Origin of the sequence: Pelagibacterium nitratireducens (assembly GCF_037044555.1) — a bacterium.
In the GTDB taxonomy this organism is placed as follows: domain Bacteria; phylum Pseudomonadota; class Alphaproteobacteria; order Rhizobiales; family Devosiaceae; genus Pelagibacterium; species Pelagibacterium nitratireducens.
In genome coordinates this window covers 626,588-650,000 of record NZ_CP146275.1, presented here as the reverse complement: position 1 = coordinate 650,000, position 23,413 = coordinate 626,588, and the positions used below count along the sequence as shown (strand labels likewise).

Here is a 23,413-nt window from a genome sequence, read left to right as displayed (position 1 = left end):
CGCAAGGGTCCGGGGAAGAAAAGTTGAACGCAGCGCAACGCAACCGCCACGCCGCCCTGCTCAAGGCGACAGGATACGAGGATTCGCCGGCTCTGACCGTAAAATCCCCGGAAGGCGCATTGCCCCAGGGCCGCGAGATCAGTTTTGCCTGGCTGGCCGGCACGGTATTGACGGGCGTAACGTCCTTTATGCTCATGGCTGGAGCGCTTCAGGTCTCCTTTAAGGGGCAGGATACGTTTTCCACGCCCTTCGAGGCGCTCTCGATCTCTGCATCTCAGGGCGCAACGCCCGCCCCGACATCGCTTGTCGGAAAGACGCGCCGCGCCAAGCCGGTGACCCAGACCCATTCCGACCTCGAGGTCATAGAAGCCTCGATCCGCGAGGTTGTCGACGGTGTTGCCCGCATCCGCAACCAGCCCTTCACGACAATCAATGCAACCCTGGCCACAGCTTCGACGGCGCTCTCCGAAGACATCCCCACCTACGACCCCGTCGCTTTGCTCGCACGAAACGAGCCACTGCGCGCCAATCCGTCCGCCGAACTGGTCAGCACCGATATATATGGAGCCGACGTCGAAGGAGAACTCACCGTCAGGACCGCTGCGCTCGAGCTCACCGACCCGCCGCACCGGGCGATCAGCGACATGAGCGCAGCCCAATTCGTTCGCCTGTCGGTTGAAGGTGCCTATACGGATGCGGAAGGCCCGCTTATGGCCTATGCGCCTCCATCGACAAGCCTGCGTGAACTTGGCATTGAAATCGCACCGGGCACCGTCGAGGGGGTCGCCGAAAACGTTACGGTGATGCCCAAGACGCGGGCGGCCGAAGACATGGGGAGTTTGCGAACCGAGCGCGTTTTGACGATCCGCGAAGAGACCCCGCTCGCCGAAGCCTTCATGCGCAACGGGTTCACCACCGAGATGGTCGCCGCCGTGACGCGCGCCATGCAAAACGTCTATACTCAGACCGATCTGCCCGAGGGCACGCGCCTCAGAATCCTGTTTGGGGCATCGCGCGGCTCCCAGACGCTTATTCCCTATCGCGTGAGCATTTATGACGACACCACTCACCGTGTGACCGTGGCGCTGACCGATCAGGGCCGCTACGTGACCGCGCTCGAGCCGCCAAAGATCGAATTTACCGAGGAAGACACGGAAGAGGTCAATGTCGGCAATCTGCCCACCATTTACCGCTCGATCTGGGAGACGGGCCGCAAGCACGGGCTCGACGACGCAACCATCGACCGCATCGCGGCGATGTATGCCTATGATCTCGATCTCACCCGGCGTGTTTCGCCCGGCGACTCGATTGAAATTCTGCTCTCGGGCACCGTCGAGGAAGACAATCAGGACCTTCTCTATGTCGCTCTGACCCTGTCCAACACCACGCGCGAGCTGTTCCGCTTCCAGACCGAAGACGGGGTGATCGACTTTTACAATCCCGACGGCGAAACCGGAAAGCAGTTCCTGTTGCGCCGGCCGCTCGAAGGGGGCGGCACGCTTCGCTCACGCTACGGCTATCGCCGCCACCCGATCTTCGGCGACTATCGTTTGCACACCGGGACCGATCTTGCCGCCCGTTCAGGCACCCCCATCTATGCCGGCGGCGACGGCATCGTGGAGATGGCCCAGTGGTATTCAGGCTATGGGCGCTATGTGGAATTGCGCCACGCCAATGGTTACAACACCGCCTACGGTCATATGAGCGCCATTGCCGACGGGATCAGCCCCGGCGCCCGCGTAACCCAGGGCCAGGTGATCGGCTATGTGGGCTCGACCGGCCAATCGACCGGGCCCCATCTCCACTACGAAATCAAGATCAACGGCAACACGGTCGATCCCCTGGCCGTCAAGCTCCCCCGGGCCAACTCCCTGCCCCAGCAGTACCAGACCGAATTTGCATCAACGGTCGCCCAGGTCCGCGCCCTTGTCGAGCAGGACGGCACGCCCGTTACCACGCCGGTGACAGTGGCCGCCGCACCAGCCACGACCACCGCGAACTAGAGCGTGTCCAGCAAAAGTGGAAACGGTTTTGCGGTTCGGACACGCGACAAAACAGGGGTTTAGAGCCAAGAATTTGATTCAATCAAATCCTGAACGGCTCTAAAGCATTTCAGCTTATCCTGGAAACGCACTAGGCCCCAGGCCTCCGCTCACTCCAGACCGCAAGCTCGTTCCCGCCCGGCTCGCGGAAATGAAACCGCCGCCCGCCGGGGAAATCGAACTGCTCGCGAACAATCTCGCCTCCCGCCGCGCGCACCGCCGCTTCTGCGGCATCCAGATCGGAGGTATAGAGAATGACCAGCGGCAATTTGCGCGCCCCCTCCGCCTGCGAGATCCCGCCATCGAGCTTTGCATCCTCGATGCCGGCATAATCGGGCCCGTAATCGGTGAACCGCCAGCCAAAGGCCGTGGTGAAAAACGTTCGGCTCGCCCCAAGATTTTCGCTGTCGAGCTCAATATAGTCGATGGCCGTAGCCGACATGACAAACCTCCCACATGTTCACTTTATGTTCTTATTTTTTACCCCGCATGTCAAGACCGTTGCGCGATAAGCGCCGCCAAACCGCCCGCAAGATCAGCGCTGGCCCAAACCGCCCCTCTTCTGCTATAGCCTCCTCAACATAAGGCTCTCCAATCATGTCATCTGATACTGACCACGCGCCGGCGGACCTGCCGGCATCAATCCACGTTGCGCTGGCGAGCGCGCTCACGGCCCATGGCTACACCCAGCTGACCCCCGTGCAGACCGAAATGCTCGATCCCGCACATGACGAGGCGGACCTGCTGGTTTCGGCCCAGACCGGGTCGGGCAAGACCGTGGCGTTCGGCATAGCGATTGCCTCCACACTTCTGGGCGATGCCGAACGGTTCGGCCCGGCCCAGACCCCGCTGGGGCTGATCATCGCGCCGACCCGCGAACTCGCCCTGCAGGTGCAGCGCGAACTCGCCTGGCTCTATGCCGATGCCGGCATTCGCATCGCCACCTGCGTCGGCGGCATGGACATGCGCGACGAGCGCCGTGCACTCGACCGTGGTGCCCATCTGGTGGTGGGCACGCCGGGGCGACTGCGCGACCACATCACCAAACGCTCCCTCGATCTGGGCGCCCTGCGCGCCATCGTGCTCGACGAGGCCGATGAAATGCTCGATCTGGGCTTTCGCGACGATCTCGAATTCATTCTTGCCGCTTCGCCGGAAGAGCGGCGCACCCTGCTGTTTTCGGCCACCGTTCCCCGTGCCATTGCCGATCTGGCCAAGACCTATCAGCGCGATGCTGTTCGGGTGGCGACAACGGCAGCGACCGAGCAGCACGCCGATATCGACTACCAGCTCATGGTGGTCCACCGCGACGAGCGCGAGCACGCCATCATCAATACCCTGCTCACATCCGACAGCACCAGCGCGCTGGTCTTCTGCCACACCCGCGAGGCCGTACGCCATCTGGCGGCCCGGCTGACCAATCGCGGCTTTGCGGCCGTGGCGCTGTCGGGCGAATTGGCCCAGTCCGAACGCTCGAGCGCCCTGCAGGCCATGCGCGACGGACGCGCCCATGTCTGCGTCGCCACCGACGTCGCGGCGCGCGGCATCGACCTGCCCAATCTCGACCTGGTGATCCACGCCGATATCCCCTCAAATCCCGCAACGCTGCTACACCGGTCGGGCCGCACCGGCCGGGCCGGACGGAAAGGCGTTTGCGTGCTTGTCGTTGCCGAACATCGGCGCAAGGCGGCAGCCCGGGTCCTGGCCATGGCCAAGCTTTCGGCGACCACAGTCTCTGCCCCGACCATCGCCGATATCGAAGCACGCTATCGCCGCCAGATCCTTGACGCCGCGGTCTCCGCACCCATGCCCGAGGATCATGAAACCGAGTTCGTGACCGAGCTATTGGGTAAGGTTTCCCCCGAGCAACTGGCCGTGGCCTTCCTGCGCCAGCAATTGGCCAGCCGGCCCGTACCTGAGGAAACCTCGTCGGTGTCCCTTGCGGGCGACGGCCCCAAATCCAAACGCCGCGACAAGCGGTCCGAAGGCGGCCCGGCATACGATCCCATGGCTCCGCGCGAACCGCGTGGACCCGATATGGTGGGCGGGGTGTGGTTCATCCTTTCGCTCGGACGCAAGCACCGGGCCGATCCAAAATGGCTCTTGCCCATGATCTGCAAGGCGGGCGGAGTGACCAAGCGCGAAGTGGGATCGATCAAGATCGACGACACCGAAACCCGCTTCGAAATCGCCGCCGACAAGGCCGACGAGTTTGCCCAGCACCTCAAGCGCGGAACCGGTCTTGAACGCGGCGTCACCATCGCTCCGGCCGGCCGTGGTCCCTCAAAGCCGCCCCGCGCCCGCGAAGGGTTTGAGCCCAAGCCAAAATTCGAGGCCAAACCAAAATTCAAGCCCCGGCCCAAGCGCGAAGCCGGCCCCGGCGATGCGCCCCGTCCGGCCAAGACCGGATCGAAAGGGTTCGGCAAGAAGGGGCGCAAATAGCGCCCGAACGCTAAACCCCGAGCCAAAGGGCACCAAGCGCCAACGCAGCCGGCAGAGCCTGAATAAACAGGATCTTCCGGCTCGCCGTGGCCGCGCCGAACAGGCCGGCCACCAGAACGCACACGAGAAAGAATACCTTGAACTCGGCGCTTGCTGCCGCAAGGCCATAGATGAGCCCGGCCGCCAGAAATCCGTTGTAGAGCCCCTGATTGGCCGCCAGCACGGTGGTTTTGTCGGCAAGCTCCTGACCAAGACCGAATGCCTTGAGCCCCAGTGGCTTGTTCCACTGCGTCATCTCGATGAAGACGATATAGAGATGGATCGCGGCAACGACCACAATCAAACCATTGGCAACCATCAAGGCCCTCCTCTTTTCGCCCAAGCATGCCCATATCGGCCTTCGCAAAACAAGCGGCATCGCGTGCCGCCTTGCAAGCGGCCATTGTCCTATCCGCTCCGGGACGTCTTTTGCCGACGCCAAAACCTCCGGGGGATAAAATTTCTTGTGCGCCTCCACTCCCCGGCGTCATCCTCGGGCGTCGCGGCCCTCGCGCATGGCGCTCCGGGCGTTCGCGCCTCAAATCGCTCCACCAGAGCGATTTGCCTATGGACGGCACGCACTCCCCTGGTCTTCCCACGATGGCTGCGCCTTCGGGCATGTTGCGCAAACCCGCCCAGCCAGTCATCTTGTTCTTTCTGGCAACCTTTTTTTCGTTCAGCTCGTTTTCAGGTGCGGGGAACTAACACTCAAACACAACGCGCCTTCATGTCGACGGCGCCCCCATGGAGAATGGATCATGATGAAGTCTCTTCTAGCCGCCGCCGCTCTCGCAGCTTTTTTCGTCGCCCCCGCCTTCGCCCAGGATCTCGATCCCAACGGGACCTGGGTCGACCGCTGGGGCACGAGCTTCACGTTCGAAATGTGCGGTGACGGCACCCAGCTTTGCGGGGTCCTCAACGACATCCAGGGCGATTCGCGGACCGAGGAGAATTTGGCCTTTGTCGGTCAGGAAGTGGTGCAGGGCACTCAGGTCGGCCCCAACAAATGGGAAGGCACAATTGCGCTCAATGGCGGCAACGCCAAGGCCATCGTCGAAATGACCGGCCCCGATACGCTGAAAATCACCGGCTGTCAGGCCGCGATCTTCTGCTCGAGCATCGACTACCAACGCTCGTAAGATCCCGGGTCTATCGATCGAAGGGCCGTGGCGAAAGCTGCGGCCCTTTTGCGTATATACGCACCGAACACCGGTTGCCGGCAGAGCGGCGTTGGGCGCAGTATGACCCATCGGGCATTTGATGTGCGACCTCTTCATGGAAAGGTGTTGCACCGGGAGCCGCAATGGAAAAGCACCGAATCTACACGATGAGCTTTGCGTCGGTTTACCCTCACTATATCGCCAAGGCCGAGAAGAAGGGGCGCACGAAAAATGAGGTCGATGAGGTCATCTGCTGGCTGACCGGATACAGCCAGAACGCTCTGGAAGCCCAACTGGAAAGCCGGACCGATTTCGAGACCTTCTTTGCCGACGCGCCCAAACTCAATCCCGCACGCACGCTCATCAAGGGTCTGATCTGCGGCATCCGAGTGGAAGAAATCGAAGACCCGCTGATGCGCGAAATCCGCTACCTCGACAAGCTGGTCGACGAGTTGGCCCGGGGCAAGGCGATGGACAAGATCTTGCGGCAGGGATGAGCCCCACCCCATTTTTAAAATAATGGCCCCGTTTCCGGGGCCATTATTTTTTCAGTCAACTACTCCGCGGCCGTATCGACCACTTCCCCCTCGATCACGGGCAGGATCACCAGCCCGCCATCGCCGGCATCGACCTTGACGGTGCTGCCGTCGGTGATCTCGCCGGCCAGAAGCTTTTCGGCCAGCTCGTCCTGCACCGCACGCTGGATGACACGTCTGAGCGGGCGGGCTCCATAGGCTGAATCATAGCCCTCATTGGCCAGCCAGTCGCGCGCCGCTTCGGTCACCTCGATGGTGATCTCGCGGGTATCGAGCAGCTTTTGCAGGCGCTTCAATTGAATATCGACAATGGCGCCCATCTGGCCGCGTTCGAGCCGGTGGAAGAGCAGAATTTCGTCCACGCGGTTCAAAAACTCGGGCCGGAACGATGCCTTGACCGTATCGAGCACCTTGCCGCGCACCAGCTCCACCGATTCCCCATCGGGCTGGGCCGCCAGATATTCCGACCCCAGATTCGAGGTCATGATGATCAGCGTGTTGCGGAAATCGACCGTATGGCCCTGACCGTCGGTCAGCCGCCCGTCGTCGAGCACCTGCAAGAGCACGTTGAAGACGTCGGGGTGCGCCTTTTCGATCTCGTCGAACAGGACAACCTGATAGGGCCGCCGGCGCACCGCTTCGGTGAGCACACCGCCCTCATCATAACCGACATAGCCCGGAGGCGCGCCGATCAGTCGGGCAACCGCATGCTTTTCCATGAACTCGGACATGTCGAGCCGGACCATCGCCGTCTCGTCATCGAACAGGAACTGGGCCAGAGTCTTGGTCAATTCGGTCTTGCCCACGCCCGTGGGGCCCAGGAACATGAACGATCCGATCGGCCGGTTGGGGTCCTGCAACCCGGCACGGGCCCGGCGCACGGCGCGCGAAACCGCCGCGACCGCCTCGGCCTGACCGATAACGCGCCTGGCGAGTTCATCTTCCATGCGCAACAGCTTGTCGCGCTCGCCTTCGAGCATCTTGTCGACCGGAACACCCGTCCAGCGCGAGACCACCTGGGCGATATGGTTGGGGGTGACGACCTCTTCGACCATGTCCGAGCCCGGCTGGGCCTCATGGGCCTCGGCGTCTTTCAGACGCCGTTCGAGATCGGGAATCACCCCATAGGCAAGCTCCCCGGCGCGGGCCAGATCGCCCTTACGCTGGGCAAGTTCAAGCTCGGTGCGGGCCGCATCGAGCTGCTCTTTCAGCTTGGTGCCCCCGGCCAGCCGCTCTTTTTCCGAGAGCCAGCGCTGGGTCATGGCGTCCGATTCTTCCTCGAGCCCGGCCAGTTCGGCTTCGAGCCGGCCCAGACGGGTTTTCGAAGCGTCGTCTTCTTCCTTTTTCAGCGCCTCGCGCTCGATCTTGAGCTGGATGATGCGCCGGTCGAGTTCATCGAGGGCCTCGGGTTTGGAATCCACAGCCATGCGCAGCCGTGCCGAAGCCTCGTCCATCAGGTCGATGGCCTTGTCGGGCAGGAAGCGGTCGGTGATGTAGCGGTTGGACAGCGTTGCCGCCGAAACCAGCGCCGAATCGGAAATGCGCACCCCGTGGTGGAGTTCGTATTTCTCCTTCAATCCACGCAGGATCGAGATCGTGTCCTCGACGCTCGGTTCGTTGACGAACACCGGCTGGAAACGACGGGCCAGCGCCGCATCCTTTTCGACGTGCTTTTTGTATTCGTCGAGCGTCGTGGCGCCCACGCAGTGCAACTCGCCGCGCGCCAAAGCGGGCTTTAAGAGGTTGGAGGCATCCATGGCGCCATCGGCCTTGCCCGCGCCGACCAGCGTGTGCATTTCGTCGATGAACAAAATGATCTGCCCTTCGGCGGACTGGACTTCGCTCAAGACCGATTTCAGCCGCTCTTCGAACTCGCCGCGATATTTCGCGCCAGCGATCAAGGCGCCCATATCGAGCGCGAGCAGCGATTTGTTTTTCAGCGATTCGGGGACGTCGCCATTGACGATGCGCAGGGCGAGGCCCTCGGCGATCGCCGTCTTGCCCACGCCCGGTTCGCCGATCAGCACCGGATTGTTCTTGGTGCGGCGGGAAAGCACCTGGATGGTGCGCCGAATTTCCTCGTCACGTCCGATCACCGGGTCGAGCTTGCCTTCGCGCGCGTCCTCGGTCAGATCGCGTGCATATTTCTTGAGCGCATCATAGGTGTTCTCCGCGCTCGCCGAATCGGCGGTGCGGCCCTTGCGGATCGCTTCGATGGCAGCGTTGAGCCCATTGGCGGTGACCCCGGCCGAGGCGAGGATCTTGCCCGCATCGGTGTCTTTTTCAATAGTCAGCGCCAGAAGCATGCGCTCGACGGCGACAAACGAATCGCCGGCCTTCTGCGCTGCCGCTTCTGCCGTCTCGAACACCCGGGCCAATTCGCGGCTGAGGTAAATCTGACCATTGTCGCCGGAGACAGATGGGAGCTTTTTGAGCCCCTCTTCGACCCCGGCCCGCACCGCCTGCGCGTTGCCGCCGGCACGGTCGATCAGCCCGGTGGCCATGCCTTCGGGGTCATCGACCAGGACTTTGAGGATATGGAGCGGGGTAAACTGCTGATGGCCGCGCGACAGGGCCATCTGCTGGGCGCTCTGGATGAACCCGCGCGTCCGCTCGGTGTATTTTTCGATATTCATTGCTTCAACTCTCCTTTGCTGGCGCGCTGCCCCCGCCCGCTTCGCGGCACATGAGACAACGCCCGAAGCGTTGACTGGATTTTAGCTCAGCCCGATTTGACCGGCACTGACTCAAGTCAATCGATATGTAGGAGCACAATCGCAAAGAAAAAGACCGGGCACGATGGCCCGGTCTTTTTTATTTGCGTATCCATCAGCCCTTCGACCATCGGTCGTCGGGCGTTCGTGCGCTTTCAAAGGTCCACTGGACCTTTGCATCCGGCTATGCCGGACCGCTTCTCACTATTCGGCAGCGGTTTCGCGCCCTGCGGTGAGGAACGCCGGCAACTCCGGAGCCGGCTCACTGCCATCATCGTCGGCTTTCTTGCGACGCGGGCGGCGGGGCTTTTTGGGTGCTTCTTCTGCGGCAGGAGCGGTATCCTTGCTGGCGGCCGTTTCCGAAGCGGCAGGCTTTTCGCGCTCCGCCACCGCATCTGCGGTTTCTTCGGTCCGCTCACGGCGTGGACGGCGCTGGCGCCGCGGGCGTGGTTCGCGCTGCTCGTCCGATCCGCCATCGCCACCGTCCGACGATTCAGAGCTCTGATCGGTATTGTTGCCCGAATTGCCCTGATCGTTATCGCTGTCGTTGTCGTCATCATCGTCGGGTGTGGTGTCGACGCTGTTGTCCTGGCGCGGCTGATACTGAGCCTGGGCGGCAAGGATGATGCGCAGATAATGTTCGGCGTGCTGGAGATAATTCTCGGCCATCACATTGTCGCCGACCGAAGCCGCGTCGCGGGAAAGCTGGGTGTATTTCTCTGCAATATGGGCCGCATTGCCACGAATCTTGACGTCCGGGCCATTGCTTTCATAGCTGCGCGACAAGGGATTGCCGCCACCACCGCCACGCCGCTGATTGTTATTGTTGTTGTTCCGGCCGCGCGAACGCTGCTTGTTGTTGTTTTGCTGGTTTGGTCTCATGTGCTCGCTTCAACACGTTCCGTGAAGGTATGCGCTTAATAGGGGCCTTTGCCGCCAAAACCGGGCGACGGGCACAAAACTCGGCTGACACGAACCGACTTCCCGGTCCGCGCTGTGCCGATCGCTCTCTCTGGTTTCCCCAAAAAGGCTGCGTGAGCTCCGACCCTGTCTGATGCTGCGCCAACCCTCTGGGAGGATGGGTTCCGCTAACGGCTTTATTCTATGCCGCCAATGTCAGGGTGGGGTCCACCGCGATGAACAAGCACCGCGTCAGCACCGGCAACCTAACCGCATATCCTTCTCATTCCAAGAAAAATATTGGCTTTTGGAGAAATTCGCCCGGACGCTGTGTCATTTTGGTGCGCGGGCCGTAACCATGCGGTCGTGACCGGCAAGGTCTTTGGCAATGGCGACCTCGCAAAAGCCTTCAGAGCTTAAAAGCTCTTTAACCATGTGACCCTGGTCGAAGCCGATTTCAAGGGCCAGCGCCCCACCCGGCACAAGACAGTTCCGCGCTTGCGACCCAATGATCCGATAGGGATCGAGCCCGTCCGCACCCCCATCGAGCGCTGCAATGGGATCGAAGGATTTGACCCCCGGCTCAAGCGCCTCAATCGTCGCACTGGCAATATAGGGCGGGTTGGAAACGATAAGATCGAATTTGTCACCGCCCAGCGGCTCGAACCAGCTTCCATGCCGCATGACGAACCGGTCCGCAAGCCCCAGCGCCTGGGCATTGGCCTCGGCCTGAACAAGCGCATCAGCAGCAATATCGACACCCGTCCCACGGGCAGATGGCAGATTGGCAAGCAGCGCCAGAACGATACAGCCTGTCCCGGTCCCCAGATCGGCGATGATCGGCTCCGAACGGGATTTGAGCTCGGTGATCCCGAACTCGACAAGCATCTCGGTTTCCGGTCGCGGAACGAGCGTTGCATCATTGAGCCCGAAATCAAGGCCATAAAATTCCTGCACACCACGGATGCGGGCCATGGGCTCTCCAGCCAGACGGCGGGCAACCAGCGATTCGAGTTCGGCCAGCTTTCCACTGGGAAACGGATCGGTTTCCGAGGCGATCAGCCCGGTGGCATCGAGTCCGAGAACGTGGCGAACCAGCAATTGCGCATCGAGCGCCGCCGTCGGAATGTCCGCGGCCGACAACTGGTCCCGAAGCGAACGCCAGGTCCGGCCGATATTGGGAACTCCAAACTGCATCGCTGGTCCTTTATTCCGCCCTGATCGCAGCTGAATATGACGGCATCGCCCCAATGTTCCAATCGAGACGCCTCATGGCCACCCCAATAAATCCCATACCCCAGGCCAGCCGCTGGCGCCCTTTTGTCTGGACGGGATTGATCGCCGTTCTGGCCATTCCGCTGATTGCCATGCAGTTCACAAGCGAGGTCGATTGGGATGCGTTCGATTTCGTCTTTGCGGCTATCCTGCTCGGAGCAATCGGCATCGCTTTTGAATTTTCCGCTCGGATGCTGTCGAGCCCAGTGGCGAAACTGGCAGTAATGGGGCTGGTTATCGGCCTGGTCCTGATTGTCTGGGCAGATGCGGCCGTCGGTCTCTTTTAGACCCCCTGCTCCATCGCCGCCAGCTGGGCTGCCTGATTTTCGGTGATCAGCGCATCGATCACTTCGCCCAGCGCTTCACCCGTTATAATCTGGGGCAGCTTGTAGAGCGTGAGATTGATCCGGTGGTCGGTCACCCGTCCCTGCGGAAAATTATACGTCCGGATACGCTCGGATCGATCGCCCGAGCCGACCTGGGATTTGCGGCTCTCGGCCCGCTCGGACGAGGCCTTGAGCTCCTGCTCGTCAAACAGCCGCGCGCGCAGCACCTTCATGGCATTGGCCCGGTTCTGGTGCTGGGATTTTTCTGCCGACGTCACCACGATCCCCGAGGGGATATGGGTGATGCGCACCGCCGAATCGGTGGTGTTGACGTGCTGTCCGCCGGCGCCCGAAGCCCGCATCGTATCGATACGGATGTCTTCGGGCCGGATTTCGATGTCGATATCCTCGACCTCGGGAAGCACGGCGACCGTGGCCGCCGAAGTGTGGATGCGCCCCGACGTCTCGGTATCGGGCACACGCTGCACGCGATGGACACCCGATTCGTATTTGAGCTTGGCAAATACCCCTGCTCCAGAGACGTTGGCGATGATTTCCTTGTATCCGCCGGCATCGCCTTCGGACGCTTCCATCACCGTTACCTTCCATCCCTGCGCTTCGGCATAGCGCTGATACATGCGGAAAAGATCGCCGGCAAAAAGCGCGGCCTCGTCGCCGCCCGTTCCGGCGCGCACTTCGAGAATGGCGCTTTTTTCGTCCGCCGCATCCTTGGGCAGCAAGAGAATGCGGATCTCCTGGCTCAGCGCTTCGATCTTTTCCTTGAGCGCGCCCATTTCCTCATAGGCAAGCTCGGCCATTTCCCTGTCGCCCGACTTGGCAAGCTCCTCGGCTCCGGCCAGATCGGAAAGCGCTGCTCGGTATTCGCGCACCTTGGCGACCATGGGCGAGAGCTCGGAATACTCCTTCGATAGCCGCACATAGGCTTCCGGATCGGGACTGCCCGACATGGCCGCCTCGATGGAATCGAAACGGCGTTCAAGGGCGTCGAGCTTGTCGGTGGGCAGAAAAGCCATGCAAAACTATCCGGTCGGAAATGAGAACCTAAACGGTGAGAGAATGCCGCTCGGCAAACTCTACAAGAAACTCGCGGGCCGAACCCTCGGTTTCGCCGTTCTCAAGATAATCGTTCATTTCGGCCTTGAGCGCGGCAACGTCAAGACCAAGGACCATTTCCTTGATCGGGCCGATCGAGGACGCGCCCATGGAAAGCCGCGTCATGCCGATCGAAAGCAGCGCCATCGCTTCGATCGGGCGTCCGGCCAGCTCCCCGCACATGGTAACGGGCTTGCCGTATTTTTGCGCCGCATCGACGACCAGTTTGAGCGCCCGCAGGCGCGGCCGGGCAATCGGGTCGTAATTGTTGGCAACGCGCGGATTGGCCCTGTCGGCAGCGGTCAGAAACTGGATCAGATCGTTGGACCCTATGGAAACGAAGTCGGTTTCGGGCAACAGCCGGTCGAGCTCGAAAAGCAGCGAGGGCACCTCGATCATCGAGCCGATCTCGAGCGTTTCGGGCTGGGCAAAGCCCAGCCGGGGCAGCCGTTCGTTCTCGCGCAGGATGAAGCGCTTGACCTTCATGTATTCGCGCGCCTCGGTGACCATGGGCACCAGAATGCGCAGCGGCTTGCCGCTTGCGGCCTGCAAGAGCGCGCGGACCTGCGTCCGCAGCAGCGCGGGCCGGTCCAGCGCCAGCCGCAAGCTGCGCCAGCCCATGGCCGGGTTTTCCTCGGCGGTCGAGCGCATATAGGGCACCACCTTGTCGCCGCCGATATCGAGCAGGCGGAAGACGATGGGTTTATCCCCCATCAGCCGCATGGCCTGGGCATAGAGCTCGACCTGCTCTTTGACCCGGGGCATTTTCGAGGCGATCATGAACTGCAACTCGGTGCGGAACAGCCCCACCCCTTCGGCACCGGTTTCTTCCAGCATCGCCATATCGGCCAAAAGGCCCGAATTGTGCAGCAGCGTGATATGCTGCCCGTCGCGCGAGACGGGAGGGGTATCCTTGAGCGCCGCGTAATGGGCACGCCGCTTGGCCGAGAGCCGCACCTTGTCGATATAGGTCGCTTCGATATCGGGGGTCGGCCGCAGATGGACGGCACCGGTAAACCCATCGACAATGATGTCGTCGCCCGCCTCGCCCATAGAGACGATGTTTTCGGCCTGCCCGACCGCCACCAGCCCCACCGAACGCGCCACGATTGCCACATGAGCGGTCGCCGCGCCATCCTCGAGCACCACGGCCCGCAGCTTGGTGCGGTCATATTCGAGCAGTTCGGCCGGGCCCATATTGCGCGCCACCAGAATGGCGTTGTCGGGCATCTCCTTGCCGGCCACCGAACCGTCGGCGGTCAAAATGCGCAGCAGCCGGTTGGCCAGATCGTCGAGATCGTGCAGGCGCTCGCGGATATAGGGATCGGTCTGGCGCAACATACGCGCCCGCGTATCGTTCTGCACCCGCTCGACGGCCGCTTCCGCTGTCAGGCCGGATTCGATCGCCTCTTCGAGCCGGCGCACCCAGCCCCGGTCATGGGCGAACATGCGGTAGGTTTCCAAGATGTCGCGGTGATCGGACGGGATCTGCATGTCGCCCGAATTTAGCAATTCATCGATCGAAACCCGCATGGTCATCAGCGCCGCTTCGAGCCGCGCTTTTTCCGCATCCGTATCGTCGGCAACAAAATTGGTGACCACCACGCGCGGGTCGTGCAGCACCACCTGCCCCAGCGCGATCCCTTCGGAAAACCCAACGCCCTGAAACATGCGCGGACGGCGCAGATCGATATCCGAGCCCGGCTTGATCAAGGCATCGAAATCGGCTGTCGAAATCATCTCGGCCAGGATCGTTGCCGTGGTCAGAAGCGCTTCGGTTTCATCTTCGCCATAGACCCGGCGTTCCGAGTTCTGAACGACAAGGACCCCAAGCGTCTGCCCGGCCCGCAGCACCGGCACGCCCAGGAACGAAAAGAACGGGTCTTCCCCCGTTTCCGGGCGATAGGCAAAGGAAGGATGCTCGGGTGCGTTCTGCAGGCTGAGCGGCTCGGCCTCGTTGGCGATCAGGCCCACGAGACCCTCGCCCAGACGCAGCGTCGTGATGTGGACGGCGTCGCGCTTGAGACCGTGTGTAGCGAACAATTCGAGCGCGCCATCGTCGCGCAAAACGTAAAACGAGCACACATCGGCCCGCATGTTATCGGCGATCAGATCGACGATCTTGTCCAGCCGCTCCTGGCTGGCCAGCGGTTCGGCCATGGTTTCGCGCAACTGGCGCAAGAGCACCCGCGGTCCGCCAATCGCTGTCACCATGTCCGCTCGCCCGGCGGGTCGACCCCGCCTCCCAGAGTGTGGTCGGAAAAAGTTGCAGACTTTTTCGGTTCGACCGCACGATCAAATAAGACCCGAAGCGTCAGGCCGGTTCAATCGAACCGGACCATGCTCCAGAGATTTGCCCGCGACCGAGCTTACCCCTCGGCCTTGTCCAGACCGTAATAGGTATGCAAAGCCCGAACTGCAAGCTCCGCATATTCCTCATCGATCAATACCGAGGTCTTGATTTCCGAGGTTGTGATCAACTGGATGTTGATTCCCTTGTCCGAAAGCGCCCGGAACATGGAAGCCGCAACGCCCGCATGGCTGCGCATGCCGACACCGACCACGGAAATCTTGGCGCCGCCCTTGGATCCCGAAATCGACTCGTATTCGAGATCGGGCGCGTTGCGCAAAACTTTCATCGCCTTGTCGAATTCGCTGTCGGGCACCGTAAAGGTGATGTCGGTGATCTGCCCGTCATCGGAAATGTTCTGCACGATCATGTCGACAACGATCCGCGCATCGGCCAGGGGACCGAACACCGCGGCGGCAACGCCGGGCTTGTCGTTGACCTTGCGCAGGGTGATCTTGGCTTCGGCCCGCGCAAGGGTCACACCCGAAACGATCTGCTTTTCCATGATCTCATCCTCATCGCACACAAGCGTGCCCGTCATGCCCCATTCGCTGCCCGGCGCGTTGCCCGCATCGGGGTCGTCGAACGTCGAGCGCACCACAAGACGCACCCCCTGGGCCATGGCCAGTTCCACCGACCGCGTCTGAAGCACTTTTGCCCCCAGCGAGGCCATTTCGAGCATTTCTTCAAAACTGACCCGCTCGAGGCGCCTGGCTTTCGGCGCAATGCGCGGATCGGTGGTATAGACGCCATCCACATCGGTATAGATATCGCACCGGTCCGCCTTGACCGCCGCCGCCACCGCAACGGCCGAGGTGTCCGATCCGCCGCGTCCCAGCGTCGTGATCCGCTTTTTGTCGGACACGCCCTGAAAACCGGTCACCACCGGCACCCAGCCCGAACTCATCCGCTCGTTGAGATTGGCCGGATCTATTCCCGTGATGCGCGCCGAACCGTGCGCATCGTCGGTATGGATGGGCACCTGCCAGCCGGCATAGGAGCGCGACTGGATGCCCATTTCCGACAAAACGATGGCCATCAGCCCGGCGGTCACCTGTTCGCCCGAGGCCACGACCGCATCGTATTCGCGCGCATCGTGCATGGGGGCGGCCTGCGCGCACCAGCCGACAAGCTCATTGGTCTTGCCCGACATGGCGGAAACGACGACGGCAACCTCGTGCCCGGCCTCGACCTCGCGTTTGACGTGCCGGGCCGCCTGCCGTATGCGCTCGACATTGGCGACCGAGGTGCCGCCGAACTTCATAACTATACGCGCCATGACGCCGCCTTAGATGCAAACTTATGCCGTACCGCACCGTACGGTTGTGGCGCGGTGAGTGCCACAAACCCGCCGATTTAGCAATATGGGATGAAGGGCGCTGCGGCGATGGATCGCTTGACTTGATGGCCCGGCGCGGTCACCTCTTGGGGTACGCCAGGACGAGGTACACAATGACCACCACCATCAGCCCAGACGAAATCGGCAAGTTCCACAAGATGGCCGAGGAATGGTGGGACCCCAACGGCAAGTTCAAACCGCTCCACAAGTTCAATCCGGTGCGCCTCGCCTATATCCGCGAGAAAGTCATCGCCCATTTCGGGCTCGATGACAAAGCCATGCGCCCGTTCACCGGCCTTACGCTTCTCGATATCGGGTGCGGCGGCGGCCTGTTGTGTGAACCCATGGCGCGGCTTGGGGCAACAGTGGTCGGCGCCGATGCGGGAGAAAAGAACGTCAAGATCGCCGCGCTCCACGCCGAACAGTCCGGGCTCGATATCGATTATCGCGCCACCACCTCCGAAGACCTCGCCGCCGCGGGCGAACAGTTCGATGTGGTGCTCAACATGGAAGTTGTCGAACACGTCGCCGACGTTCCGCTCTACCTTGAAAGCTGCTGCAAGCTGGTCAAGCCCGGCGGGCTGATGTTTGTCGCCACCATCAACCGCACGGCCCGCGCCTACGCCCTGGCCATCGTCGGCGCCGAGCGCGTGCTGCGCTGGCTGCCCAAGGGCACCCACAGCTACGAAAAACTGGTCACCCCCGAAGAGATCACCTCGATCACCGGACGCAACGCAATGCAGGTGATCGACAGGACGGGCGTCACCTTCAACCCGCTCAAAAACGAGTGGGGCAAGAGCCGCGACATGGCGGTCAACTACATGCTGCTCCTGGAAAAACCGGACGTTTGATATTGGCCGGCACCCAGGGGGACGCAGACGCATGTCGCCCAATGGCGGCAAAACCGCCACTTGCACACTGCGGCAGCGGCGACCAAGTAGGCCATTCACAGGCGCCTCGATAGCCTCACGCCGGGATGGTCGCCTGTGCTCTATGGCCATTCAAACGCGGAGCAATCAATGAAAGCCGCAATATACGACCGATCCGGGCCACCGGAGGTCTTTCGCTACGCCGACGTTGCCGATCCCCAGATCGGACCCCGTGACGTGCTGATCGAAGTCAGCGCAATTTCAATCGAAGGCGGAGATGTGATCAACCGCCGGCTGGCCGAACCGCCTGCGTCAAACCACATCGTGGGCTATGCGGCGGCCGGAACGGTCATCGCACTCGGATCCGATGTCACGAACCGAAAGGTTGGTGACAGGGTCACGGGCTTTGATCTGGCCGGATCACACGCCGCGCTCCGCGCCGTGGCCGAAGAACAGACCTGGCTGGTGCCTGATGGCGTCGGCTGGGACGAGGCTGCGGCAATGCTCATCTCTTTCGGCACGGCCCATCATGCTTTGTTTGCCAGCGCCGCGCTTCAAAAGGGCGAGCATGTTGTCATTTGGGCCGCGGCCGGAGGCGTTGGCCTTGCCGCCGTGCAGCTCGCAAAACGGGCCGGGGCGAGGGTCCTGGCTGTCGCAAGCGGCGAGGAGCGGCTGCAACGCCTGAAAGCGATTGGCGCCGATCACGTGGTTGACTATCGCAAGGATGATGTCGGCGCGTTTGTACGGTCGCACACCCAGGAAAAGGGCGCAAATGTCATCGTTGATCCGGTCGGATCCACCCTTCCCGATTCACTTGCGGTATTGGCACAAGAAGGTCGGCTGGTCTTTGTCGGCAATGCCGGGGGTGGCGCCCTGTCCGTCGATCTGTGGACCGCATTGGCCGCAAACCAGACCCTTTACGGCGTTTACATGGGAACCCAGTTTACCAAGCCTTCTGTCTCCGCAACGATCGACGAGATGTTGCGTGATATCGCCAAGGGTACGCTAAAGGTCCATATTGACCGGATATTCCCGCTATCGGAGGCTGGTGCGGCCCATCAACACGCCGAAACAGGATCGCCATTTGGCAGGGTCGTCATGCACCCCTGATATCGGAATGTGCCCGGCCGAGCCTTAATTGTGCTCGTCGGGCACAGTGGGCAGCGGCATGAATTCGATGCCCTCATCGATCAGGCTCACCACCTCATCCTTGGTCGCCTCGCCGTAGATGCCACGCGCTTCGGCTTCCTCGTAATGGATCTTGCGCGCTTCCTCGGCGAATTTGTCGCCGACATAATCGGCTTCCGACGTCATTTTCTGGCGCAGGGCGCGCATGGCCTTCAAGAACTCGCCATGCTCGGGATGGCCGGCCGAAAGCGAGACCTTGTCGCTCGACCGTGAGACGGCGGGCGCCATCAACGCCTTTTCCACCTGCGAGGAATTGCAGATCGGACAGATCAGAACCCCGCGCGCCGATTGCTCGTCATAGGCCTCGGCGTTTCTGAACCAGGCATCGAATTTGTGGCCTGCACCGCAGGCGAGCGTGAACTGGATCACTTTCAATTCCCCGCTTGGGTTTTCAGATCGCTTGCAAACGGCAATGGCCCGGGCGCGAGCGTGAACGCGCGCTCATTGGCAAGCGCAGGCACCCTTTGCCGCGCCGCGGCCACCGCGTCAAGGTCCAGTTCGGCCACCACCAGACCCGGTTCGGCTCCATCGGCCTCGGCAATCACCTCGCCCCAGGGCGAAACGATCAGCGAATGGCCATAGGTCGACCGCCCGTTTTCGTGGCTCCCACCCTGCGCCGCCGCCAGGATGAAACAACCCGTTTCAATCGCCCGCGCCTGCAACAACACGTGCCAGTGCGCCTCTCCGGTCGGCACCGTAAAGGCCGAGGGCACGACGATCACCTGCGCGCCGGCCGTCGCCAGCGTGCGATAGAGCGCCGGGAAGCGCAAATCATAGCAGATGGAAATGCCGAGCTTAAATGGCACGATGTCGGCCACCACCGCCGTGTCCCCACCAGCATAGGTGGCGCTTTCGCGATAGCCGTTCTCGCCATCGATATCGGCATCGAAAAGATGGATCTTGTCGTAGCGCGAAACGATCTCGCCCTCTGGATCAAACAGCACCGAGCGGTTGGCAAACCGTCCGCCCTCGAGCGCTATTGCGAGTGAGCCGATATGAAGGAAAACGCCATTTTCTCTCGCGATACCGGCCAGCCGGGCGATGGCCCCATTATTCTCCCAGCGTTCGGCCTCGGCCTGCAACCCGGCGCGATTTCTTGCAAAAACCACGCTCATTTCCGGTGTCAGGACATAAACGGCTCCGGCCCGCCGTGCCTCGGCGACCCGCGCTTCTATCGTGTCGAGATTATCCTTTGCGCCGAGCCCCGAGTTCATCTGGACAAGGGCAACGGGTATGGTTTGGCTCACGCCGCACTCTCGAGCAAGGGATCGAGCTTGCCCTGCCGCTCGAGCGCGGCCAGATCATCATAACCGCCCACATGGGTATCCCCGACAAAGATCTGCGGCACCGTGCGCCGCCCATTGGCGCGCTGGGTCATGGAAGCGCGCAAATCGGGATCGAGCACGGTAATTTCTTCGAACGCAACACCCTTGTCGCCCAACAGCGCCTTTGCGGCGTGGCAATAGGGGCATGTGGGAGTGGTATAGATTTCGACCTTGGTCATTTATTCAAAACTCCAGTCAATAGTGGCAGTTATACTGTCATATCGGTGTCGAACACAACGCGGGCAAAGCTGAGCACATCGACCTGCGATACACCGACCCGCTTGAGTGCCTTGGCCGCCGCCGAGGCGGTGGCGCCCGTGGTCAGCACATCGTCGACAAGCACAACGCGCCGTGCGCCCAGTCGATCCAGACGCGCCGGATCGACCCGAAACGCCCCATCGACATTGCGGGCGCGCTGGGACGCGTTGAGCCCGACCTGTTGGATGGTGCGTTTGTGTCTGACGATAAGGTCGGTATGCAGATCGCATTTTGCAAGGCGGCCAATGGTGCGGGCCAACTCGGACGATTGATTGTACCGCCGCTCGCGCTGGCGCGCCGGGTGCAAGGGCACCAGAACGGCATCGGGCCCCAAAAGCTCGTGACCTGCCGACACCATCATCCGCGCACAGAACAGCGCAATCTCGGGTCGGTCGGAATATTTCATCTTCGAGACCAGTTTTCGCGCCAGATCGGTATAGGCGACGGCCGAGCGGGCCCGGGCAAATGGCGGCGGGTTGGCAATCGCCTGGACCGACAGCGCTCCCTCGCCCATGTCGGACGCAAAGGGCAACCCCAGCACGGGACAGAAGGGGCGCGAATAGGGATCAACTGACCCCAGCAGGACGGACACAGCCCGTCGGGCGTCAAAACCGCAGCGCTACACGCCAGGCACACCGGCGGAAACGCCAGATCCAGCGCCCGCGCCCCGGCCGAAGTCGCAAGGGCGCACAGCCGCAGCGCAAAGGGTCTGCCCCGATTTTCCATCGCCCCAACCATGAACCGATCATTGCACGCCATCCATTCCTGCGCCATATGGTCGGGACCATGACCCAGCCCCCGCTCGTTTTCGACCGCACCCGCCTCGCCGCCAATTTTGCCAAGCGCAAAGGGCAGCCCGATTTCGTGACCGATCTGGTGGTCGCAGACCTCGCCGACCGCCTCGCTCCGGTAACGCGGGCATTTCCAAAGGCGCTCATCATGGGCCCCGATCCAGCACTGCTGCCCGACACGGCGCAGTCGGCAAACGGCCCGATCCGTTTTGAAAAAATCTCGTCCCTGCTTGAGGTCGACGGCTTTGCGCTGGCCGATCCCGAACATCTGAGCCTGCCCGCCCGCGACTACGATCTGATCGTCTCGCTCCTCGATCTTCAGACCGTCAACGACGTGCCCGGCTTTCTCGAAAACCTGCGCCGCCACATTGCCCCCGACGGGCTTTTGATCGCCGCCGCCATCGGCGGGCGCACGCTGAGCGAATTGCGCGATGCGTTCCTCGCCGCCGACGTGGAAATTCTGGGCGGCGTTTCCCCCCGCGTCGCGCCGATGATCGATGTGCGCGACGCCGGCAGCCTGCTCCAGCGCGCCGGCTTTGCCCTGCCTGTCACCGATCTTGAAACCCATACGGTGCGCTACCGGACCCCGCTCGCCCTGTTTGATGAATTGCGGGCATTGGGGGTCACCAATCCGCTGGCCGGCCGCGATACCCGCATGCTGACCCCGCGCCATCTGATGCGCGCTGCCGAGATTTATGCCGAGCGTTTTTCCGATCCCGACGGCAGGGTCCGCGCCAGCCTCGAAATCTTGTGGCTCTCGGGCTGGGCGCCTCATGAAAGCCAGCAAAAGCCCTTGCGGCCCGGCTCGGCCCGGACCAGCCTGCACGACGTGCTCAAGGACACGTCGAAGCCCTGAGCGTCACAACGGCCAGAACACCATGATGGCCGGCACGCCGACCACGGTGATAATGATTTCGAGCGGCAGGCCCATGCGCCAGTAATCGCCGAACCGATAGCCGCCCGGCCCCATGATCAGCGCGTTGTTGTTGTGCCCGATCGGGGTAAGAAAGGCGCAACTCGCCCCGATGGCCACCGCCATCAGGAACGCATCGGGATTGACCCCCAATATCTGGGCCAGCCCGTATGCGACCGGCGCAAAGATCACCGCTGTCGCCGCATTGTTGAGAACGTCCGAAAGCGTCATGGTAAACACCAGCACCGCGGCAAGTGTCACCCAGGCCGGAGCATGTTGTCCAAACATCGCCAGCCATTCCGCTATGAGCTGGGCACCGCCCGAGGTCTCCAGCGCCATCCCGATGGGAAGCAGCGAGCCGAGCAGCACAACGACCGGCCATTCGATCGCCTCGTAGATCTCACGCACCGGCAGGATGTCGAAAAGCACATAGAGGACGGCCACCGCCCCGAGCGCCACGGTGAGCGGAACCAGTCCGAACGCCCCTACTCCCACCGCTGCCGCGAAGAGCCCGATGGCCGCCAGCGCCTTTTCGTGCCGCGTCACAGCAACGCTCGAGGCAACGGGCAGACACTCCATGCGGGTGACGACGTCGTCGATGGCGTCCTGATGGCCGAGCAACAACAAAACGTCGCCCACCTCGAGCGGGGTGCGGCGCACCCGCTCGGTGATGGCCCGGCCGCGCCGCGACAGGCCCAGCATGACGACGCCATTGCGCTGCATAACCCGCACATCATTGGCGATCCTGCCCACGACACGGCTGTCGGTGGTCACCACCGCCTCGACCATCTTGAGGTCCGACGACAATTGGGCGCTTTCCCCCGAACGGCCCTGCAGGTCGACCTGCAACGCACCGGCCAGTGCCGAAATCGCCTCGGCCGTGCCGTGAACGACAAGCAGATCGCCTTTTCCGATCTTTTCCCAGCGCGCTCGGCCCGGCATGCGCTTGTTGCGGCGCACCAGCCCCACGATGGCGCAATCATGCTCTTCGGCCTCGGCGTCCAGATCGCGCACCCGCTGACCCTTGGCTTTTGATTTCTCGGTGACCACCAGTTCGGTCGTATAACTGGCCGAGGCGCGCAACTCGGCGCCCGCGCCCTTGCCCCGCACCGGGATCAACCGCCAGCCCACAAGCCCGATAAACGCCACACCGGCAAGCGCGCACACAAGGCCGACGGGTGTGAAATCGAACATCGTGAAGCTGTTGCCCATGGCCCGCTCACGATAGGCGGCGATGATGATGTTGGGGGGCGTGCCGATCATGGTCAGCATGCCGCCAAGGATCGTGGCAAAAGCCAGCGGCATCAGCGAGGAGGCCGGCGAACGGTTCGCCTTTTGCGCCGCCTGCACGTCCACCGGCATCAGAATGGCCAGCGCCGCGACATTGTTCATGAAGCCCGAAAAAACCGCACCGATGCCTCCCATGACCGAAATGTGGATGGGCAGGGAACGGTCGCGGTCCACAGCGTACCGGGTGATGAGATCGACGGCCCCCGAACGCGACAGGCCCGCCGTCACAACGAGCACCAGGGCGATGATGATCGTCGCATCATTGCCAAAGCCTGAAAACGCGGTCTGGGCCGGCACCACGCCCATGACCACCCCAACGATCAGCGCCGCAAAGGCAACGAGGTCATATCGCCACTTGCCCCACAAGAGCCCCGCGAGCACCAATCCCAGAAGGACAAAAAGCACGATCTGTTCGTAGGTCAATTCAATCCCCCGAGGCGCGTTCACAAATGCAGACCACCCTAAAGGGTTCCCGTGCCCGGCGCGACCGATGACAAAAAAATCCCCGGAGCGGCGCGCCGGGGATCTGGAACAATCACTATG

Annotated in this window: 22 protein-coding genes; 8 read left to right on the top strand and 14 right to left on the bottom strand. The window is 62.1% G+C overall.

What is annotated here, in order from left to right; all coding sequences use genetic code 11:
* Positions 1-23 precede the first annotated feature (23 nt).
* Positions 24-2,003, top strand: coding sequence for a M23 family metallopeptidase (locus V6617_RS03390; RefSeq protein ID WP_338609105.1), 1,980 nt, complete (start codon positions 24-26; stop codon positions 2,001-2,003).
* Positions 2,004-2,133: 130 nt separating this feature from the next.
* Here V6617_RS03390 and V6617_RS03385 read toward each other — a convergent pair whose 3' ends face one another.
* Complete coding sequence (locus V6617_RS03385; protein ID WP_338609104.1) at positions 2,134-2,484, bottom strand: VOC family protein; 351 nt, start codon at positions 2,482-2,484, stop codon at positions 2,134-2,136.
* A 155-nt stretch (positions 2,485-2,639) separates the two neighbouring features.
* Between V6617_RS03385 and V6617_RS03380 the strand changes: the two genes are divergently transcribed.
* Complete coding sequence (locus V6617_RS03380; protein WP_338609102.1) at positions 2,640-4,484, top strand: DEAD/DEAH box helicase; 1,845 nt, start codon at positions 2,640-2,642, stop codon at positions 4,482-4,484.
* 10 nt (positions 4,485-4,494) lie between these two features.
* Here the strand turns inward: V6617_RS03380 and V6617_RS03375 are convergent, their stop codons facing one another.
* Positions 4,495-4,842 (bottom strand): DUF1304 domain-containing protein, encoded by a 348-nt coding sequence (locus V6617_RS03375; RefSeq protein ID WP_338609100.1) that lies wholly within the window; start codon positions 4,840-4,842, stop codon positions 4,495-4,497.
* A gap of 439 nt (positions 4,843-5,281) precedes the next feature.
* Here V6617_RS03375 and V6617_RS03370 point away from each other — a divergent pair, with 439 nt between their 5' ends.
* Together V6617_RS03370 and V6617_RS03365 are read left to right on the top strand one after the other, a co-directional pair.
* Positions 5,282-5,662, top strand: coding sequence for a hypothetical protein (locus V6617_RS03370; RefSeq protein ID WP_338609098.1), 381 nt, complete (start codon positions 5,282-5,284; stop codon positions 5,660-5,662).
* A gap of 164 nt (positions 5,663-5,826) precedes the next feature.
* Complete coding sequence (locus tag V6617_RS03365) at positions 5,827-6,180, top strand: DUF2200 domain-containing protein (protein ID WP_338609097.1); 354 nt, start codon at positions 5,827-5,829, stop codon at positions 6,178-6,180.
* A 59-nt stretch (positions 6,181-6,239) separates the two neighbouring features.
* Here the strand turns inward: V6617_RS03365 and clpB are convergent, their stop codons facing one another.
* The 3 genes from clpB to prmC form a co-directional block, all read right to left on the bottom strand.
* The gene (gene clpB / locus V6617_RS03360; protein WP_338609096.1) at positions 6,240-8,855 is read right to left on the bottom strand and encodes an ATP-dependent chaperone ClpB; all 2,616 of its coding nucleotides are present in this window, start codon (positions 8,853-8,855) and stop codon (positions 6,240-6,242) included.
* Positions 8,856-9,137: 282 nt separating this feature from the next.
* On the bottom strand, positions 9,138-9,815 hold the full coding sequence (locus V6617_RS03355; protein WP_338609095.1) for a DUF4167 domain-containing protein: 678 nt from the start codon (positions 9,813-9,815) through the stop codon (positions 9,138-9,140).
* Between the two features lie 351 nt (positions 9,816-10,166).
* Positions 10,167-11,030 carry a peptide chain release factor N(5)-glutamine methyltransferase gene (gene prmC / locus V6617_RS03350; RefSeq protein ID WP_338609094.1) on the bottom strand — a complete coding sequence of 288 codons (864 nt, stop codon included), beginning with the start codon at positions 11,028-11,030 and terminating at the stop codon, positions 10,167-10,169.
* Positions 11,031-11,104: 74 nt separating this feature from the next.
* Between prmC and V6617_RS03345 the strand changes: the two genes are divergently transcribed.
* A complete protein-coding gene (locus V6617_RS03345; protein WP_338609092.1) occupies positions 11,105-11,395 on the top strand; it encodes a hypothetical protein in 291 nt (96 codons plus the stop codon).
* Here the strand turns inward: V6617_RS03345 and prfA are convergent.
* From prfA to V6617_RS03330, 3 genes are all read right to left on the bottom strand, one after another.
* Positions 11,392-12,468 carry a peptide chain release factor 1 gene (prfA, locus tag V6617_RS03340; RefSeq protein WP_338609091.1) on the bottom strand — a complete coding sequence of 359 codons (1,077 nt, stop codon included), beginning with the start codon at positions 12,466-12,468 and terminating at the stop codon, positions 11,392-11,394. The two genes, V6617_RS03345 and prfA, sit on opposite strands and share 4 nt — an antisense overlap.
* Positions 12,469-12,496: 28 nt before the next feature.
* Positions 12,497-14,761: a phosphoenolpyruvate--protein phosphotransferase gene (gene ptsP / locus V6617_RS03335; protein WP_338609090.1), complete on the bottom strand. Its 2,265-nt coding sequence runs from the start codon at positions 14,759-14,761 to the stop codon at positions 12,497-12,499.
* A gap of 155 nt (positions 14,762-14,916) precedes the next feature.
* A complete protein-coding gene (locus tag V6617_RS03330) occupies positions 14,917-16,176 on the bottom strand; it encodes an aspartate kinase (RefSeq protein ID WP_338609089.1) in 1,260 nt (419 codons plus the stop codon).
* Between the two features lie 173 nt (positions 16,177-16,349).
* Between V6617_RS03330 and ubiG the strand changes: the two genes are divergently transcribed.
* Complete coding sequence (gene ubiG / locus V6617_RS03325) at positions 16,350-17,087, top strand: bifunctional 2-polyprenyl-6-hydroxyphenol methylase/3-demethylubiquinol 3-O-methyltransferase UbiG (RefSeq protein WP_338609087.1); 738 nt, start codon at positions 16,350-16,352, stop codon at positions 17,085-17,087.
* Between the two features lie 168 nt (positions 17,088-17,255).
* The gene (locus V6617_RS03320; protein ID WP_338609085.1) at positions 17,256-18,215 is read left to right on the top strand and encodes a zinc-binding alcohol dehydrogenase family protein; all 960 of its coding nucleotides are present in this window, start codon (positions 17,256-17,258) and stop codon (positions 18,213-18,215) included.
* 24 nt (positions 18,216-18,239) lie between these two features.
* Here V6617_RS03320 and V6617_RS03315 read toward each other — a convergent pair whose 3' ends face one another.
* The 5 genes from V6617_RS03315 to V6617_RS03295 are packed head-to-tail and all read right to left on the bottom strand — an operon-like array spanning position 18,240 to position 20,602.
* Entirely contained in the window at positions 18,240-18,662 is a 423-nt protein-coding gene (locus V6617_RS03315; protein ID WP_338609083.1) for a DUF1178 family protein, read from the bottom strand.
* Positions 18,663-18,664: 2 nt separating this feature from the next.
* A complete protein-coding gene (locus V6617_RS03310) occupies positions 18,665-19,540 on the bottom strand; it encodes a carbon-nitrogen hydrolase family protein (protein ID WP_338609082.1) in 876 nt (291 codons plus the stop codon).
* Positions 19,537-19,797, bottom strand: coding sequence for a glutaredoxin 3 (gene grxC, locus V6617_RS03305; protein WP_338609081.1), 261 nt, complete (start codon positions 19,795-19,797; stop codon positions 19,537-19,539). Before grxC ends, V6617_RS03310 begins: the two co-directional genes overlap by 4 nt.
* Before the next feature lie 29 nt (positions 19,798-19,826).
* Complete coding sequence (locus tag V6617_RS03300) at positions 19,827-20,390, bottom strand: ComF family protein (protein WP_338609080.1); 564 nt, start codon at positions 20,388-20,390, stop codon at positions 19,827-19,829.
* Positions 20,279-20,602 carry a double zinc ribbon domain-containing protein gene (locus tag V6617_RS03295; RefSeq protein WP_338610807.1) on the bottom strand — a complete coding sequence of 108 codons (324 nt, stop codon included), beginning with the start codon at positions 20,600-20,602 and terminating at the stop codon, positions 20,279-20,281. Before V6617_RS03295 ends, V6617_RS03300 begins: the two co-directional genes overlap by 112 nt.
* A gap of 60 nt (positions 20,603-20,662) precedes the next feature.
* Between V6617_RS03295 and V6617_RS03290 the strand changes: the two genes are divergently transcribed.
* Positions 20,663-21,523 (top strand): methyltransferase domain-containing protein, encoded by an 861-nt coding sequence (locus tag V6617_RS03290; protein ID WP_338609078.1) that lies wholly within the window; start codon positions 20,663-20,665, stop codon positions 21,521-21,523.
* Positions 21,524-21,526: 3 nt separating this feature from the next.
* Here the strand turns inward: V6617_RS03290 and V6617_RS03285 are convergent, their stop codons facing one another.
* Positions 21,527-23,293, bottom strand: a complete 1,767-nt coding sequence (locus V6617_RS03285; RefSeq protein ID WP_338609076.1) for an SLC13 family permease — start codon at positions 23,291-23,293, stop codon at positions 21,527-21,529.
* Between the last annotated feature and the right edge of the window lie 120 nt (positions 23,294-23,413).

Excerpts from the sequence above, each read along its gene's own strand:
- V6617_RS03385 (WP_338609104.1), bottom strand. The coding sequence starts at position 2,484 with ATGTCGGCTACGGCCATCGACTATATTGAGCTCGACAGCGAAAATCTT.
- V6617_RS03380 (WP_338609102.1), top strand. The coding sequence starts at position 2,640 with ATGTCATCTGATACTGACCACGCGCCGGCGGACCTGCCGGCATCAATC.
- V6617_RS03375 (WP_338609100.1), bottom strand. The coding sequence starts at position 4,842 with ATGGTTGCCAATGGTTTGATTGTGGTCGTTGCCGCGATCCATCTCTAT.
- V6617_RS03370 (WP_338609098.1), top strand. The coding sequence starts at position 5,282 with ATGATGAAGTCTCTTCTAGCCGCCGCCGCTCTCGCAGCTTTTTTCGTC.
- V6617_RS03365 (WP_338609097.1), top strand. The coding sequence starts at position 5,827 with ATGGAAAAGCACCGAATCTACACGATGAGCTTTGCGTCGGTTTACCCT.
- clpB (WP_338609096.1), bottom strand. The coding sequence starts at position 8,855 with ATGAATATCGAAAAATACACCGAGCGGACGCGCGGGTTCATCCAGAGC.
- V6617_RS03355 (WP_338609095.1), bottom strand. The coding sequence starts at position 9,815 with ATGAGACCAAACCAGCAAAACAACAACAAGCAGCGTTCGCGCGGCCGG.
- prmC (WP_338609094.1), bottom strand. The coding sequence starts at position 11,030 with ATGCAGTTTGGAGTTCCCAATATCGGCCGGACCTGGCGTTCGCTTCGG.
- V6617_RS03345 (WP_338609092.1), top strand. The coding sequence starts at position 11,105 with ATGGCCACCCCAATAAATCCCATACCCCAGGCCAGCCGCTGGCGCCCT.
- prfA (WP_338609091.1), bottom strand. The coding sequence starts at position 12,468 with ATGGCTTTTCTGCCCACCGACAAGCTCGACGCCCTTGAACGCCGTTTC.
- ptsP (WP_338609090.1), bottom strand. The coding sequence starts at position 14,761 with ATGGTGACAGCGATTGGCGGACCGCGGGTGCTCTTGCGCCAGTTGCGC.
- V6617_RS03330 (WP_338609089.1), bottom strand. The coding sequence starts at position 16,176 with ATGGCGCGTATAGTTATGAAGTTCGGCGGCACCTCGGTCGCCAATGTC.
- ubiG (WP_338609087.1), top strand. The coding sequence starts at position 16,350 with ATGACCACCACCATCAGCCCAGACGAAATCGGCAAGTTCCACAAGATG.
- V6617_RS03320 (WP_338609085.1), top strand. The coding sequence starts at position 17,256 with ATGAAAGCCGCAATATACGACCGATCCGGGCCACCGGAGGTCTTTCGC.
- grxC (WP_338609081.1), bottom strand. The coding sequence starts at position 19,797 with ATGACCAAGGTCGAAATCTATACCACTCCCACATGCCCCTATTGCCAC.
- V6617_RS03300 (WP_338609080.1), bottom strand. The coding sequence starts at position 20,390 with ATGGGCGAGGGAGCGCTGTCGGTCCAGGCGATTGCCAACCCGCCGCCA.
- V6617_RS03295 (WP_338610807.1), bottom strand. The coding sequence starts at position 20,602 with ATGGAAAATCGGGGCAGACCCTTTGCGCTGCGGCTGTGCGCCCTTGCG.
- V6617_RS03290 (WP_338609078.1), top strand. The coding sequence starts at position 20,663 with ATGACCCAGCCCCCGCTCGTTTTCGACCGCACCCGCCTCGCCGCCAAT.